The following is a 15,208-nucleotide window of genomic DNA, read 5'->3' as shown; positions in this document are numbered from 1 at the left end:
GTGCCGGGCGTGGCCGGGCCCGGCGGCGGAGGCGGCCGGGGTCACGCCCCGCGGACGAGGCCGCGCAGCCGGTCCGCCGCGCCGGTCAGGAGCGCCCGCAGTTCGAGGAGCCGGAGCGGGTGGGCGAGCGCGGCGAAGACCGCCAGGACGGCGAGCGTCCCGCCCGCGTCCGCGGCGACCACGCCCGCGGTGCCGACCGTGTCGGCGACCAGCAGGCCGGCCACGGCGGCCGGGACGGCGGCGCATCCCAGTCGCGCCAGCGCGGGCAGGGCACGCGGATGGTCCCGTCCGGCGGGGGCGCCCAGCCGCCGGCCGAGTACCCAGGCCGTCAGGGCCCAGCCCGCCCACAGGGCCACCGTGTAGCCGGCGGCCATGCCGGCCACCGCCCAGCGTGCCGGGAGGAACGCGTACGCGGTCACCGAAAGGGCCGCGTTGAGCCCGGCGATCACCAGGTTCAGCAGGAAGGGGGTGCGGGTGTCCCGGAGGGCGTAGAAGGCGCGGGTGCAGACGTACTGGCCGGACAGCGCGACCAGGCCAGGGGCGAAGGCCATCAGGATCCAGGCCATCGCCCGGACGTCGGCAGCGCCGGTCCGGCCGTACTGGAAGACGGTCGCCATCAGGGGGGCGGCGAGCGCGAACAGCAGGCAGGCGGCCGGCACGATGCCCGCCGCGCTCGTCCGCAGTGCGTAGGAGACGTCCCGGCGCACGCCCGTCAGGTCCCCTTCGGCCGCCGCCGCGCTCATCCGGGGCAGCAGCGCGGTCACCAGGGAGACGGTGACGATGCCGTGCGGCACCGCCCACAGCAGATACGCGTTGTTGTACGCGGCGAAACCGAAACCCCCCGCGCCGTCCCCGGCCCCCGCCCGCTGCCCCGCTGCCGTGGCGAGCCGGGTCGTGACCCAGTACGCGCCCTGGTTGGTGAGGACCAGGAGCACCAGCCAGCCGGCCGCGCGCAGGGGTGCCGTCAGCCCGCTGCCGCGCCAGTCGAAGCGCGGTCGCCAGCGGAAGCGGGCCGCGCGCAGGGACGGCACGAGGGCCAGGGCCTGGAGCGCGATGCCCGCGGAGGTGCCCCAGCCGAGCAGCGCGGTCTCGCCCTCGGTGAGCCGGCCGCCGTCGGCCGCCGTCACCAGGTAGAGCGCGAACACCCCGACGACGACGAGGTTGTTGAGGACCGGTGTCCACATCATCGCGCCGAAGCGGCCCCGCGCGTTGAGTACCTGTCCGAGCAGGGTGAAGAGCCCGAGGAAGAAGATCTGCGGCAGGCAGTACCGGGCGAAGGCAACCGTCGTGGAGCGCTGCGCGCCGGAGTAGTCGGTGTACACGTCGACGATCGCGGGCGCCGCGAGGACCGCGACCGCCGTGAGGAGCAGCAGGGCCAGCACGCACACCGTGAGCAGCCGGTCGGTGTAGGCGGCGCCGCCGTCCTCGTGCTCCTTGGCCGCCTTGACCAACTCCGGTACGAAGACGGCGTTGAGGGCGCCTCCCAGGAGCAGCGTGTAGACGATCGTGGGCACGGAGTTGCCGACCGCGTACCCGTCGGACACCAGGCCGACGCCCAGGGCCGCCGCGACGACGGCGGAGCGTACGAATCCGGTGGCGCGCGAGACGAGGGAACCGGCGGCCATGAGCGCGCCGCTGCGCAGTGCGGAGGTGCCGGTCCGGGCCGGGGCGAGGGCGGTCGCCGTCATCGGCGGGCCAGATAGGCATGAAAGGCCCGGTACAGCGCGTGGTTGGCCGTGCCGTTCAACGGTGTCTCCCATTCCCCCAACGTCTCGACGACCTGCCCGCCGGTGCCGAGCTTCCAGCGCAGCAGTCCGTGGGAACGTTCGTCCGGATCAAGGGTGGAGGGTACCCCGCGCATGTCGTAGACCTCGGCCCCGTGGGCGTGCGCGTCGAGCATCATCCGCCACTGAAGGGCGTTGGAGGGGCGCACCTCACGGCGGTGGTCGGCGGAGGCGCCGGTCTGGTACCAGGCCCGCCCGCCGACGCTGATCATGGTGTGCGCGGCGAGGATCTCGCCGTCGTGGCGAGCGAGGTAGAGCTTCATCCGGCCCGGGTGCTCGGCGTTGAGGGCTTCGTACTGGCGTTGGTAGTAGGCCAGGGAACGGCCGAGCCGGAAGCCGTCGCGTTCCTCGGTGATCCTGAGCAGCCGGTGGAACACGGGCAGGTCGGCGGCCGAGCCGACGACGGTCTCGACCCCGGACCTGCGGGCCTTGCGGACGTTGCGCCGCCATTCCTGGTTGAGGCCGCTCCACAGGTCGTCCGAGGTGCGGTCGGCGAGCGGGACCTGGTAGACGAAGCGGGGCTGGGCATCGGCCCCGTCGCCGGCGTCGCCGCCGCAGCGGCGCCAGCCGCGGCTGCGCAGTCGTTCGGCGACGGCGGTGCCGAGCGGGTCGACCTCGCCGGCCAGCACGTCGGCCAGGCGCCGCCCGGGGCCGGTGTTGGCCTTGAGGGCGGCGGCCTTCCAGCGGCGGAAGGCGGGCGTGGGGCCGATGCGTACCGCGAAGGCGCCGGCCGCGCGCAGGTGGTTCAGGAGCGGGGTGAGCCAGCCGTCGAGGTCCGGGTCGGCCCAGTCGGCGACCGGGCCTTCGGGGAGGTAGGCGAAGGACTTGCGGGTACCGGGGAAGGGGCGCAGCAGGACGAGGGCGACTCCGGCCAGTTCTCCCGATTCCCCCTCCCAGCCGACGAGCTGGTGCCGCCAGCCCTCCTTCACCCTTGCCCAGGAGGGGAGTTGAAGGAAACTGGGGCCGTCCGCACCGGTGGACCTGGCGGCGAGGAAGGAGCGGTAGGCGTCGGGTGTGACGGGACCGAGTCGCGTACCCCGCACATCGGGTGCGGCCGTCACGAGCAGCGCTGACACAACGGGAGCCTCCTTGTTCCGCCCCTCGTTCGGGGGGCGCACAGGATGCTCACAGCCGACTTTGACCGCTCCGCGCGTCGCATGTGACCGGACGATGACCGTTCCGCCACAGCCGCCGTCACAGGACCCGCGGCAGGTCCGCGCGGCGGTGGGGCGGCCTAGAGTCCAGGGCATCCCACCCCGATTCCGGAGGCTTCCGTGATTTCCGCGCTTCCCGTCCGCACCCGAATACGCCCCATGGTCGCGGCCGTTGCCCTCAGTGTCTCGCTCACCGCCTGCACGGCGGGTGCGGTCGGCGCGCCACGGGACGCGGCGGGAGGCGGCGGGGACGGCCGTCCGGCGAAAGTGGCCGTGGTGTCGCCGGCGGCCGGCCGGCCGGTGACGGTGACGGCGCGGGGCGGCACGCTGACGTCCGTGAAGGTGGCGGACGGGGACGGCGGGGTGCTCGCGGGGCGGACGGCGCCCGGCGGCGCTTCGTGGGTCTCGGACCGCAAGGCGGTGCCGGGCGCCTCCTACACCGTGGAGGTGACGGCGCGCGGCGCGGGTGGTGCGGAGACGACGACCCGGTCGACGTTCTCGACGGAGAAGGCCGCACGGGTCAACAAGTTGACGCTGGCTCCCGGGAAGAACACGACGGTCGGAATCGGGCATCCGCTGTCGATCGTCTTCGACCGGCCGGTGACGCACAAGGCCGAGGTGGAGAAGCAGTTGAAGGTCACCACCTCCAACGGCACGGTGGGGTCCTGGGGCTGGCTGAAGGACTGGTCGGGCAAGGACCGGGTGGACTGGCGGCCCGAGGCGTACTGGAAGCCGGGGACGAAGGTGACGCTCGACGCGGAGCTGAACGGCACGGACTCGGGGGGCGGCTGGTTCGTCCGGGACTACCGGACCGGGTTCACGGTCGGGGAGGCGCAGGTGGTCCGGGTCGACCTGGACAGCCACCGGCTCACGGTGGAGCGGGAGGGGCGCGTGGTGCGCGCCATCCCGGTCTCGGGCGGCACGCCCGGCGGTGACAAGCGTTCCTGGCGGGGCACGGCGGTGCTGATGGCCAAGGAGGGCACGATCAACATGAACTCGGAGACGGTGGGGCTGGGCGACGCCTACGACAAGATGGTCGACTACTCGATGCGGCTGACCTGGTCGGGCATGTACGCGCACGCGGCGCCGTGGAACGCGGCGTACTTCGGCCGGGCGAACCACAGTTCGGGCTGTGTCGGGATGAGCACGGAGGACGCCGCGTCGTTCTACGCCATGGTGAAGGTCGGCGACCCGTTCGAGATCAAGGGCGCGGAGACCAAGGGGACGGTGGCCGAGGGCAACGGCTACGGCGCGTGGAACGTGAGCTGGGAGGCGTGGCGGGGGAAGAGCGCGCTGGCGCACTGACGCGGGACGGGCGCGGCTCCGTGTCCGTGCGGTGGCCTTCGATCGGTTCGAGGTCCCGGCGGCCGCTCAGCGGGCCCGCATCTCCCATAGCAGGACCTCCGCGTCGGCGGTGGCGAGCAGTGCGAGGTTCCCGGCGCCGGTGACCCGGGCGGCGTCGCCGGGGGCGAGTTCCTCGCCGTCGAGGCGGACGGTGCCGCGGACGACGTGCGCGTACACGCGGTCGGCGTCGGGCACGGCGGTCCGCTCACCCGCGGCCAGGCGCCGCACGTGGAGCATCGAGGCCGCGCCGGGCAGCGCGTACGGGGTGGAGTCGGCGATGCCGGGGACGATCTCGTAGGAGGGGTCGCCGCCCGGCTCCAGCGGAGCCAGCCACATCTGGACGAAGATCAGGGGCACGTCCGCGTCGTTGCGTTCCTCGTGCCGGACGCCCCGGGCCGAGCTGAGCCGCTGCACGTCCCCGGGGCGGACGACGGTGGTGTGTCCGGCCGAGTCGTGGTGGGTCAGCTCGCCCTCGACGACCCAGGTGACGATCTCGGTGTGACTGTGCGGGTGCTCGGCGAACCCGGCGCCGGGGGCGAGCCGCTCCTCGTTGCAGGCGAGGAGCGCGCCGAAGCCCAGGTTGTCGGGGTCGTAGGAGGCGCCGAAGGAGAACGCGTGCCGGGTCTCGATCCCGGCCTCGGGATCGCCGCCGGGGTAGCGGTCGCCGGCGCGCTGGATGCTCATCACGGAGTAAACGGTAGCCGCCGGGGCGTGCGGCGGGGGAGGCCGGCCGTGCGGCCCGGTCGGGGGACGTCCGCCGGGCCCGCGGGCGGGCAGACCGCCCCGACCCCGCACGTCGCCGTCCCGATAAGGCAGTCTTGTCCCCGTGCCTGAACCCACGAACGCCGCTCACCCGCACTCCGCGACCCTGAAACGCCTCGAACAGTCCTCCGGGCGGCTCGCCGCCAACGCCATTGCCCGCATGGACGAGACGCTGCCGTGGTACCGGGCGATGCCGCCCGAGAACCGGTCGTGGATCGGCCTGGTCGCCCAGGCCGGCATCGCCGCGTTCACCGAGTGGTTCCGGCACCCGGAGACCCCTCAGGCGATCTCCACCGACGTCTTCGGGACCGCGCCGCGCGAACTGACCCGGGCCATCACCCTGCGCCAGACCGTCGAGATGGTCCGCACCACCATCGAGGTCATGGAAGTGGCGATCGACGAGGTCGCCGCGCCCGGGGACGAGTCGATCCTGCGCGAGGCGCTGCTCGTCTACGCCCGCGAGATCGCCTTCGCGACCGCGCAGGTCTACGCACAGGCCGCGGAGGCGCGGGGCGCCTGGGACGCCCGGCTGGAATCCCTGGTCGTCAACGCGGTCCTGTCCGGCGAGGCGGACGAGGGCGCCGTCTCCCGGGCCGCCGCGCTCGGCTGGAACTCCCCCGAGCACGTCTGCGTCGTCCTCGGCACAGCCCCCGACGGCGACAGCGAGCTGACCGTCGAGGCGATCCGCCGCGCCGCCCGCCACGCCAAGATCCAGGTCCTCACCGGTGTTCTCGGGGACCGGCTGGTGGTGATCGCCGGCGGGAACGACAATCCGCTCCAGGTCGCCAAGGCCCTGATCGGGCCGTACGCGGCGGGCCCGGTGGTCGCCGGGCCCGTGGTACCCGACCTCCTCGCCGCCACCCGCTCCGCGCAGGCCGCCGCGGCCGGCCTCAAGGCGTGTTCTGCCTGGCAGGACGCCCCGCGGCCGGTCCTGGCGGACGATCTCCTGCCGGAGCGGGCCATCGCCTCCGACCCTTCGGCGCGCGAACAGCTGGTGGAGGAGATCTACAGACCGCTGGAGGAGGCGGGCTCGGCCCTCCTGGAAACGCTCAGTGTCTATCTGGAACAGGCGAGCAGCCTGGAAGGCGCGGCGCGGATGTTGTTCGTTCACCCCAACACCGTGCGCTACCGGCTCCGACGTGTGACAGACGTCACCGGCTGGTCACCCTCCGACGTGCGATCCGCGTTCACCCTGCGAATCGCGCTCATCCTGGGGCGCTTGGCCGACGGAGATCCGCAGTCCTAGACTTTTGTCGAACACCGACAATTCCCCCGACGGTTCTTCGTCCCAGTCCTCACGGGCGCGGCGGACCGTCCACAAGAGAGAGTGTGAGGGTGCTCGTACTCGTCGCTCCCGGCCAAGGCGCTCAGACGCCCGGCTTCCTGACTCCCTGGCTCGAACTGCCCGGCGCCGCCGACCGCATCGCGGCCTGGTCCGACGCCATCGGGCTCGACCTCGCCCACTACGGCACGAAGGCCGACGCGGACGAGATCCGCGACACCGCCGTGGCCCAGCCCCTGCTGGTGGCCGCGGGGCTGCTCTCGGCCGCCGCCCTCGGTGACGTCACCCCCGGCGCCGTCGCGGGCCACAGCGTCGGCGAGTTCACCGCCGCCGCCCTCGCGGGCGTCCTCGACGACACCGCCGCACTGCGTCTCGTACGGACCCGCGGCGTGGCCATGGCCGAGGCCGCCGCGATCACCGAGACCGGCATGTCGGCACTGCTCGGCGGCGACCCCGAGGTGACCGTCCCGCACCTGGAGAAGCTCGGCCTGACCCCGGCCAACATGAACGGCGCGGGCCAGATCGTGGCCGCCGGCACCCTGGAACAGCTGGCCGCACTGGAGGCGGACAAGCCCGAGGGCGTCCGTCGGGTCGTCGCGCTGAAGGTGGCCGGCGCGTTCCACACGCACCACATGGCCCCCGCGGTCGAGCGGCTCGAGTCGGCGGCCCGGGAGCCGGCCGTGACCGACCCGGCTGTCACCTACGTCTCGAACAAGGACGGCCGGACCGTCGGCAGCGGCACCGAGGTCGTCGCACGTCTCGTCGGCCAGGTGGCGAACCCGGTCCGTTGGGACCTGTGCATGGACACCTTCCGGACGCTGGGCGCCACCGCGCTGGTCGAGGTGTGCCCCGGTGGCACCCTGACCGGGCTCGCCAAGCGCGCCCTGCCCGGTGTGGCCACGGTCGCCCTCAAGACCCCCGACGACCTCGACGCGGCCCGCACGCTTGTCGCCGAGCACACCGCAGCCTGACAAGGAGTGTCGAGAAGCATGTCGAAGATCAAGCCCAGCAAGGGCGCCCCGTACGCGCGGATCCTGGGTGTCGGCGGCTACCGCCCCGTCCGGGTCGTGCCGAACGAGGTGATCCTCGAGACGATCGACTCGTCCGACGAGTGGATCCGCTCGCGCTCCGGCATCGCCACCCGCCACTGGGCCTCCCCCGAGGAGACCGTGACCGCGATGTCGGTCGAGGCGGCGGGCAAGGCCATCGCCGACGCCGGGATCACCCCGGAGCAGGTCGGCGCGGTGGTCGTGTCCACGGTGTCGCACTTCAAGCAGACCCCGGCCGTCGCGACCGAGATCGCCGACAAGATCGGCGCGGGTAAGCCGGCCGCCTTCGACATCTCCGCCGGCTGCGCGGGCTTCGGCTACGGCCTGACGCTCGCCAAGGGCATGATCGTCGAGGGTTCGGCCGAGTACGTGCTGGTCATCGGCGTCGAGCGACTGAGCGACCTGACCGACCTGGAGGACCGTGCGACGGCCTTCCTGTTCGGCGACGGCGCGGGCGCCGTGGTCGTCGGCCCCTCCGACGAGCCGCACATCGGCCCCACCGTCTGGGGCTCCGAGGGCGACAAGTCGGAGACCATCAAGCAGACCGTGCCGTGGAACGAGTTCCAGCTCGGCGACGTGTCGAAGCTGCCCCTCAACGAGAAGGGCGAGATCAAGTTCCCGGCCATCACTCAGGAGGGCCAGGCGGTCTTCCGCTGGGCCGTCTTCGAGATGGCCAAGGTCGCCCAGCAGGCGCTGGACGCCGCCGGCATCGCGCCGGAGGACCTGGACGTCTTCATCCCGCACCAGGCGAACATGCGGATCATCGACTCGATGGTGAAGACCCTGAAGCTGCCGGAGCACGTCACGGTCGCCCGTGACGTCGAGACCACCGGCAACACCTCGGCCGCCTCCATTCCGCTCGCCATGGAGCGGATGCTGGCGACCGGGAAGGCGAAGAGCGGCGACACCGCGCTCGTCATCGGCTTCGGGGCGGGTCTCGTCTACGCCGCGACGGTCGTTACCCTCCCCTAGGCACACCGGATCTCCCGGAAGCCCCTTACCGAAGCAATCACAGAAGGAGCGCCAACATGGCCTTCACCCAGGAAGAGATCGTCGAAGGTCTCGCCGAGATCGTGAACGAGATCGCCGGCATCCCGGCCGAGGACGTCGAGCTCGGCAAGTCGTTCACCGACGACCTGGACGTCGACTCCCTGTCCATGGTCGAGGTCGTTGTCGCCGCCGAAGAGCGCTTCGACGTCAAGATCCCGGACGAGGACGTCAAGAACCTCAAGACGGTCGGCGACGCTGCCGACTACATCCTGAAGCACCAGGGCTGATTCGGTCCTTGCTGATTCGGTTCGCCACCCGGCGGTGGCGCCGTTTTTCGACCATCACACACGTGGAGAAAGAATTCCTGTGAGCTCGACCAATCGCACCGTGGTCGTCACCGGTCTCGGCGCAACCACTCCGCTGGGTGGCGACTCCGCATCGACCTGGGAAGGTCTGATGGCGGGACGCTCCGGCGTCAAGCCCCTGGAGGGCGACCGCTTCGCGGAACTGCCCGTGCGGATCGCCGCGCCCGCCGCGGTCGATCCCGGCGAGGTCCTCCCCCGTCCGCTCGCCCGCAAGCTGGACCGTTCGGCGCAGTTCGCGCTGATCGCGGCCCGTGAGGCGTGGGCCGACGCGGGGTACACCGCGCCCGCCGGTGACGACGAAACGATCGTGCCCGAACGACTCGGCACCGTCATCGCCTCCGGCATCGGTGGTGTCACCACGCTGCTGGACCAGTACGACGTGCTGAAGGAGAAGGGCGTCCGCCGCGTCTCCCCGCACACCGTCCCCATGCTGATGCCGAACGGCCCCTCCGCCAACGTCGGCCTGGAGGTGAACGCCCGCGCGGGCGTCCACACCCCGGTCTCCGCCTGCGCGTCGGGTGCCGAGGCGATCGGCTACGCCGTCGAGATGATCCGTACCGGCCGGGCCGACGTGGTCGTGGCCGGCGGCACCGAGGCGGCCATCCACCCCCTGCCCATCGCGGCCTTCGCCAACATGATGGCGATGTCCAAGAACAACGACGAGCCCACCAAGGCATCGCGTCCGTACGACACCGGCCGTGACGGATTCGTCCTCGGCGAGGGCGCGGGCGTCGTGGTCCTCGAGTCCGAGGAGCACGCGAAGGCACGCGGCGCGAAGATCTACTGCGAGGTGCTGGGGCAGGGCCTGTCGGCCGACAGCCACCACATCGCGCAGCCCGAGCCGACCGGCCGGGGCATCGCCGCCGCGATGCGGAACCTGCTGGACTCGACCGACCTCAAGCCGTCCGAGGTGGTGCACCTCAACGCGCACGCCACCTCGACGCCCCAGGGCGACGTCGCCGAGATCAAAGCCTTGCGCCAGATCCTGGGAGACGACCTCGACCACGTCGCGATCTCCGCGACCAAGTCGATGACCGGTCACCTGCTGGGCGGCGCGGGTGGCATCGAGACCGTCGCGACGGTCCTGGCGCTGTACCACCGCACGGCACCGCCGACGATCAACGTCGACGAGCTGGACCCGGCGATCGAGGCGGACGTCGTCCTCGGAGAGCCGCGCGAGCTGCCGCAGGGCACGATCGCGGCGATCAACAACTCCTTCGGTTTCGGCGGCCACAACGTGGTCCTGGCGTTCCGCACGGTCTGACCCGCGGACGTCCCCGACGCCTGGCACATGGCCCCCGCCGACACCGGCGGGGGCCATGTGCGTCCAGGGGTGGCGGTACGCGGAAACGCGCGGGCTGTGCGCGGACATGCGCGGGCGGCCGTCGACGGCGGAGCGGCCGCGAGCCCCGTGGGCGCGCGGCGGGGTCCTCAGACCACCTGGTGGAGCCAGCGGACCGGGGCGCCCTCGCCCGCGTAACGGAAGGGCTCCAGTTCGTCGTCCCAGGGCTTGCCCAGCAGTTTGGCGACCTCCGCCTCCAGCTCCGTCTCCCCGCGCGCGGAGCGGGCCAACGCGGCGCGCAGCCGGTCCTCCGGGATGAGGATGTCGCCGTGCATGCCGGTGACGGCGTGGAAGATCCCGAGTTCGGGCGTGGCGCTGTAGCGCTCGCCCTCGGCCGTCGGGCACGGCTCCGCCGTGACCTCGAAGCGGAGCATCTGCCAGCCGCGCAGCGCGGAGGCGAGTCTGGACGCGGTGCCGGTCTGGCCCCGCCAGGAGAACTCGGCTCTCCAGGTACCCGGGGACGCCGGCTGGCGGATCCAGTCGAGCTGGACCCTCGCACCGAGGACACCCGCGACCGCCCATTCGACGTGCGGGCACAGCGCACGCGGTGCGGAGTGAACGTACAGGACTCCACGTGTCGTCACCGGGACCTCCAGTGTGGGACGAGGTTCGCCTTGCCCAGCGGCCTCAGTAAACAGCATCCGGAGCAAAACTCCGCAAAAGGGACAGTATGTGACGTGATGTAATTTACCGGAGCCGATGGGCAGAGCTGCCTCTGGTTCGACGGGGAAAAAGCTACCGTGCCGCACCACCCTCGGGATGACGTACGGTCGGTACGAGCCCCGCCGGACACCAAGCTTTCACTCGCCAGGACGCCCTACGGGCACCGGAGGAGGGACCGCGCGATGCGCGCCGGACAGGGATGCCGAACCGCCGTCGCGGCCGTGGCGGCGGTTCTGCTGTGCGTGGGCGCGCTGTCCGGCTGCGAGTCGGGGAGCCGCGGGGCCTCCGCGCCGTCCCGGCCGGCGGCCCCGGAGCCCAGCCCGGCCCCCGTCTGGGACGCCTCGCCCTCCTCGGTGGCCGCGGTCGGCGACTCGATCACCCGCGCCTTCGACGCCTGCGGTGTTCTGACGGACTGTCCGGAGGCGTCCTGGGCGACCGGCACGGACGCCGCGGTCGACAGCCTCGCCCTGCGGCTGCTCGGTACGCGGCGGATGGCGGCGAACAGCTGGAACCTGGCCCGGTCCGGGGCGCGGATGGCGGAGCTGCCCGCGCAGATGACACGGGCGGCGGCCCACAAGCCTGAGCTGGTGACGGTCATGATGGGCGCGAACGACGCCTGCCGGGAGTCCCCGGAGCTGATGACCCCGGTCGAGGAGTTCCGCGCCTCGTTCGCGACGGCGATGGCCCGGCTGCGGGCGACCGCGCCCACGGCACAGGTGTACGTGGCGAGCGTGCCGGACCTGCGCCGACTGTGGTCGACGGGCCGGGTCAGCCCGATGGGGCGACAGGTCTGGAAGCTGGGGATCTGTGCCTCGATGCTGGCCGGCGCGGAGGACCTGAGCGCACCCGCCGAACGGCGGCGCGCCACGGTCCGCGACCGCGTGGTGGCGTACAACGGGGCCCTGAAGGAGGTCTGTGCCGACGATCCGCGCTGCCGGTACGACGGCGGGGCGGTCTTCGACTTCCGGTTCGACGGCGGGCAGCTGAGCCCCTGGGACTGGTTCCACCCGAGCCGGGACGGGCAGGCCCGGCTCGCGGAGATCGCCCACCGCCAGGTGACGGCGGTGGAACCGCCCGCGTAGGGGAGGCGGCTGACGGGCGGTCCGGATCGGGCGGTTCCCGGAACGGTCGTCGGATTCCGTGCCAGGGCCGTTCACGCGGGGTCCCGGACCTCCAGAGTGGCCGTCAGGCGAGTGTCGTCGAGCGCGTGCGCGGCCCTGACCTCGTACGTTCCGGGGATCGTGGTCCAGGCGGAGCGCTCCTCGTCCCAGACCTCGAAGGCCCGGCGGGGCAACCGGACCACGACCTCGACGGAGCCGCCCGCCTCCGCCTCCACGGAGGCGAAGCCGGCCAGCCGGCGGGCGGGGCGCCCGGCCGTGTCGTACAGCGGGGCGAGGTAGACCTGGACGACCTCGCGGCCGGCGCGGTCGCCGGTGTTGGTGATCCGGACGCGGGCGGTGTCCCCCGTGACCTCCAGGGAGTCGTAGGACCAGGTGGTGTAGCCGAGACCGTGCCCGAAGGCGTAGGCGGGGGCGGCTCCGGACCGGTCCCAGGCGCGGTAGCCGATGAAGACGCCCTCGGTGTAGCGGAGAGCGCCTTCGGACGGGATGACCTCGCTGACGGGGACCCCGGCGAGGGCGACGGGCCACGTGGTGGGCAGCCGTCCGCCCGGTTCGGCGGCGCCGCTGAGCACCTCGGCGAGCGCGGTGCCGCCCTCCTGGCCGGGGAACCAGGCGAGCAGGATCGCGGCGACCTCCTCTCGCCAGGGCATCTCGACCGGCGAACCGGCGTTGACGACGACCACCGTGTTCGGGTTGGCGGCGGCGACGGCCCGGACGAGGTCGTCCTGGTGGCCGGGCAGGGCCAGGTGCTCACGGTCGAAGCCCTCGGACTCGACCCGCTCGGTGGTGGCGACGACCACGACGGCGGTGTCGGCGGCACGGGCCGCCTCGACGGCTTCGGCGATCAGTTCGCAGGGGTCACGGCGCGGACCGAGGTGGACGAAGGAGAACATCACGGCGGGCAGCGGGGGCGCGAACTCCTCGTCCAGCGGGTGCAGCAGCGACACCTCGACGGTCTCCCCGGCGACGAGTCCGACCGCGGCGCGTTCGACGGGGGCGCCGAAGTACGCCTCGAAGGGGTCGCTCTCCGTGCCCATCGCCTGCACGCCCTCGAAGACGGTGCGTCCGGCGACGGTGAGGACGAAGGCTCCCAGGCCGCGGGTTCCGAAGGCGTGTTCGCCGGTCTCGCGCGGAGTGAAGGTGCCGACGACCTCGACGGAGGCGAGCTCCTCGTGGGTGACACCGACCGGCAGGTCGTCGCCGATCCACTGGACCTGGCCGTTGGGCAGGGTGCCCTCGCCGAGGACCGTCCCGTCGGCGTCGCGGCAGATCGCGCGCAGGGTGAAGCCCTGCCCCGCGGCGGCGAGTTCGTCGCCTGGGTCGGCGCCGACCGCGAACGTCAGGGCGCCCTCGGGGAGGGCGGCGGCGAGGCCGTCGAGCGGGGAGACGACACAGTCGGGGAACACCTGGGCGGAGCCGCCGCCGAGGACGCGGGCGTCGCGGGCGGCGGCTCCGCTGAGAGCGACGGTGCCGTGCGCGGCGAGCGGCAGGGCCTCCTTCTCGTTGCGGACGAGCACGAGACCGCGGACGGCGATCTCGCGGGCGAGCGCCACTCCGTCGAGGGGCGCGGGGAGCTCGGTGACGGCCGGCGGGGCGCTTTCGAGGGCTCCGACGCGTGCGGCGAGCCGCAGCACGTTGCGGACGGCGGCGGCGACGGCCGACTCCTCGACCTCGCCGGCGCGGACGGCGGCGGCGAGCGCCTCACCGTAGACCGTGTGCGGGCCGGGCATGGCGAGGTCGAGTCCGCCCTCGACGCATCCACGGGTGGAACGGGCCGCCATCCAGTCGGAGACGTTGACGCCGTCGAAACCCCATTCTCCTCGCAGGACCTCGTTCACCAGATGGCGGTGCTCGGTCATCGTCACACCGTTGACCTGGTTGTACGCGGTCATGACACCCCAGGGGCGGGCGTTCTCGACGATCGCTTCGAAGGGTGCGAGGTACACCTCGCGGAGCGCGCGCGGGGTGATCCGGTTGTCGACGGTGAAACGGTCCGTCTCGGCGTCGTTGGCGACGAAGTGCTTGACCGTGGTGCCGACACCTCCGTCCTGGACGCCCAGGACGTATCCGGTGCCGATCTCGCCGGTGAGAAAGGGGTCTTCGCTGTATGCCTCGAAGTGTCGTCCGCCCAGGGGCGAGCGGTGCAGGTTCACCGTCGGCGCGAGAAGGACGTGGACGCCTTTGCGACGGGCCTCCTGGGCGAGCAGACGGCCGGCCCGGCGGGCCAGCGCGGGGTCCCAGGAGGCGGCGAGCGCGGTCGGGGAGGGCAGGGCGACGGAGGGGTCGTCGGCGGTCCAGCGCACGCCTCGCACACCGATCGGCCCGTCGGACATGACCAGGGGCCGCAGCCCGATGGCGGGCAGGCCCGGCAGCGACCACATGTCCCGGCCGGCGAGCAGCCGGGCCCTGGTGTCCAGGTCGAGCCGGGCGAGCGCCGCCTCGACGGCCCGTTCACGCACGTTCTCCGCGCTGTTCTCCGCCACGGCCGTACCTCCTCGTCGAAGTACCGGGAAAGCCATCCTGACCCCGCCCCCTGTAGACAGGTAGGATACGTAATACATTCGTTATCTTCCAATGACGTACGGTCCTGTGCGACGGATTCCCGTCCGACGGGAAGCGCGAAAGGGGGCCACGGCGGTGGTGCGGGCCAGAAGCGAGGAGCGTCGCGCGGACATCGTCCGGGCGGCCCTCGAGGTGATCGCCGAGCGCGGCTACCGGGGTGCGTCGCTCGGCGCGGTGGCCGAACGGGTCGGCCTCACCCAGCAGGGGCTGCTGCACTACTTCCCCACGAAGGAGGCGCTGCTCGTCGCGGTGCTGCAGGAACGCGACCGGTGGGACACGAGCGGCGGGCGAGGGCGCGAAGGCTGGCGCCTCGACCTGCTCGACTCCCTCGTCGAGTACAACGCGATGCGGCCGGGGATCGTGCAGACCTTCTCCGCGCTGCTCGGCGAGAGCGTGACCGACGGGCACCCGGCGCGCGACTTCTTCACCGAGCGCTACACCCAGGTCCGCGAGGAGATGGCCAAGGTCCTGCGGATCGAGTTCGGCGAGCGGCTGCCCGGCGGGCTCACGCCGGAACAGGCGGCTCCGCTGCTCACCGCGGTGTTGGACGGGCTCCAGTACCAATGGCTGCTGGACCCGGCGGCGGTGGACATGCCGGAGGCGTTCCGGGACTTCCTGCGGCTGCTCACGCACGACGGGGGCGGACGGGCCGGGGCCGGCGGACGGCCCGAGACCAGGAGCCGGGACACGGAGGGCCGGCCGAACGGCTGAGTCCGCCGGCGGCCACGGCGCGGGCCCGCCGGGCGTGTACCGCCACCCCGGCCTCCGCGCGGCACCCGGGGTTTCCGTC

13 protein-coding genes are annotated in these 15,208 nt (G+C 72.7%); 8 read left to right on the top strand and 5 right to left on the bottom strand.

Features of this window, described 5'->3' with window-relative positions:
- Positions 1 to 41: 41 nt before the first annotated feature.
- The gene (murJ, locus tag OG393_RS23315; RefSeq protein WP_327376638.1) at positions 42 to 1,688 is read right to left on the bottom strand and encodes a murein biosynthesis integral membrane protein MurJ; all 1,647 of its coding nucleotides are present in this window, start codon (positions 1,686 to 1,688) and stop codon (positions 42 to 44) included.
- Complete coding sequence (locus tag OG393_RS23310) at positions 1,685 to 2,860, bottom strand: lipid II:glycine glycyltransferase FemX (RefSeq protein ID WP_327376637.1); 1,176 nt, start codon at positions 2,858 to 2,860, stop codon at positions 1,685 to 1,687. The genes murJ and OG393_RS23310 overlap by 4 nt, the downstream gene beginning before the upstream one ends.
- 237 nt (positions 2,861 to 3,097) lie before the next feature.
- Here OG393_RS23310 and OG393_RS23305 point away from each other — a divergent pair, with 237 nt between their 5' ends.
- Positions 3,098 to 4,243: a L,D-transpeptidase gene (locus OG393_RS23305; RefSeq protein WP_327376636.1), complete on the top strand. Its 1,146-nt coding sequence runs from the start codon at positions 3,098 to 3,100 to the stop codon at positions 4,241 to 4,243.
- A 66-nt stretch (positions 4,244 to 4,309) separates the two neighbouring features.
- On the opposite strand, the gene OG393_RS23300 is transcribed toward OG393_RS23305, so the two are convergent.
- Positions 4,310 to 4,966, bottom strand: coding sequence for a pirin family protein (locus OG393_RS23300; RefSeq protein ID WP_442817430.1), 657 nt, complete (start codon positions 4,964 to 4,966; stop codon positions 4,310 to 4,312).
- Between the two features lie 142 nt (positions 4,967 to 5,108).
- Between OG393_RS23300 and fasR the strand changes: the two genes are divergently transcribed.
- From fasR to fabF, 5 genes are all read left to right on the top strand, one after another.
- Complete coding sequence (gene fasR / locus OG393_RS23295; RefSeq protein WP_327376634.1) at positions 5,109 to 6,290, top strand: fatty acid biosynthesis transcriptional regulator FasR; 1,182 nt, start codon at positions 5,109 to 5,111, stop codon at positions 6,288 to 6,290.
- Between the two features lie 89 nt (positions 6,291 to 6,379).
- Positions 6,380 to 7,297, top strand: coding sequence for an ACP S-malonyltransferase (locus tag OG393_RS23290; protein WP_327376633.1), 918 nt, complete (start codon positions 6,380 to 6,382; stop codon positions 7,295 to 7,297).
- Between the two features lie 18 nt (positions 7,298 to 7,315).
- Positions 7,316 to 8,347, top strand: a complete 1,032-nt coding sequence (locus OG393_RS23285) for a ketoacyl-ACP synthase III (RefSeq protein ID WP_327376632.1) — start codon at positions 7,316 to 7,318, stop codon at positions 8,345 to 8,347.
- A 56-nt stretch (positions 8,348 to 8,403) separates the two neighbouring features.
- On the top strand, positions 8,404 to 8,652 hold the full coding sequence (locus OG393_RS23280; protein ID WP_147977854.1) for an acyl carrier protein: 249 nt from the start codon (positions 8,404 to 8,406) through the stop codon (positions 8,650 to 8,652).
- A 79-nt stretch (positions 8,653 to 8,731) separates the two neighbouring features.
- Positions 8,732 to 9,994: a beta-ketoacyl-ACP synthase II gene (gene fabF / locus OG393_RS23275; protein WP_327376631.1), complete on the top strand. Its 1,263-nt coding sequence runs from the start codon at positions 8,732 to 8,734 to the stop codon at positions 9,992 to 9,994.
- 167 nt (positions 9,995 to 10,161) lie between these two features.
- Here the strand turns inward: fabF and OG393_RS23270 are convergent, their stop codons facing one another.
- Positions 10,162 to 10,656: a DUF3145 domain-containing protein gene (locus OG393_RS23270; protein WP_327376630.1), complete on the bottom strand. Its 495-nt coding sequence runs from the start codon at positions 10,654 to 10,656 to the stop codon at positions 10,162 to 10,164.
- Positions 10,657 to 10,917: 261 nt separating this feature from the next.
- On the opposite strand from OG393_RS23270, the gene OG393_RS23265 reads away from it, so the two are divergent.
- Positions 10,918 to 11,817, top strand: coding sequence for an SGNH/GDSL hydrolase family protein (locus OG393_RS23265; protein WP_327376629.1), 900 nt, complete (start codon positions 10,918 to 10,920; stop codon positions 11,815 to 11,817).
- Between the two features lie 71 nt (positions 11,818 to 11,888).
- Here the strand turns inward: OG393_RS23265 and OG393_RS23260 are convergent, their stop codons facing one another.
- A complete protein-coding gene (locus OG393_RS23260) occupies positions 11,889 to 14,339 on the bottom strand; it encodes a beta-glucosidase (RefSeq protein WP_442817348.1) in 2,451 nt (816 codons plus the stop codon).
- A gap of 154 nt (positions 14,340 to 14,493) precedes the next feature.
- Between OG393_RS23260 and OG393_RS23255 the strand changes: the two genes are divergently transcribed.
- On the top strand, positions 14,494 to 15,129 hold the full coding sequence (locus OG393_RS23255; protein WP_327376627.1) for a TetR/AcrR family transcriptional regulator: 636 nt from the start codon (positions 14,494 to 14,496) through the stop codon (positions 15,127 to 15,129).
- Positions 15,130 to 15,208 lie beyond the last annotated feature (79 nt).

The organism is Streptomyces sp. NBC_01216 (assembly GCF_035994945.1).
In the GTDB taxonomy this organism is placed as follows: Bacteria; Actinomycetota; Actinomycetes; order Streptomycetales; family Streptomycetaceae; genus Streptomyces.
The sequence above is the reverse complement of the archived record's forward strand: the minus strand, read 5'-3'. Positions and strand labels throughout refer to the sequence as shown.

Bases quoted from the DNA above. Each gene is read 5' to 3' on its own strand.
- OG393_RS23305 (WP_327376636.1), top strand. From the start codon at position 3,098: ATGGTCGCGGCCGTTGCCCTCAGTGTCTCGCTCACCGCCTGCACGGCG.
- murJ (WP_327376638.1), bottom strand. From the start codon at position 1,688: ATGACGGCGACCGCCCTCGCCCCGGCCCGGACCGGCACCTCCGCACTG.
- OG393_RS23285 (WP_327376632.1), top strand. From the start codon at position 7,316: ATGTCGAAGATCAAGCCCAGCAAGGGCGCCCCGTACGCGCGGATCCTG.
- OG393_RS23300 (WP_442817430.1), bottom strand. From the start codon at position 4,966: ATGAGCATCCAGCGCGCCGGCGACCGCTACCCCGGCGGCGATCCCGAG.
- OG393_RS23265 (WP_327376629.1), top strand. From the start codon at position 10,918: ATGCGCGCCGGACAGGGATGCCGAACCGCCGTCGCGGCCGTGGCGGCG.
- OG393_RS23280 (WP_147977854.1), top strand. From the start codon at position 8,404: ATGGCCTTCACCCAGGAAGAGATCGTCGAAGGTCTCGCCGAGATCGTG.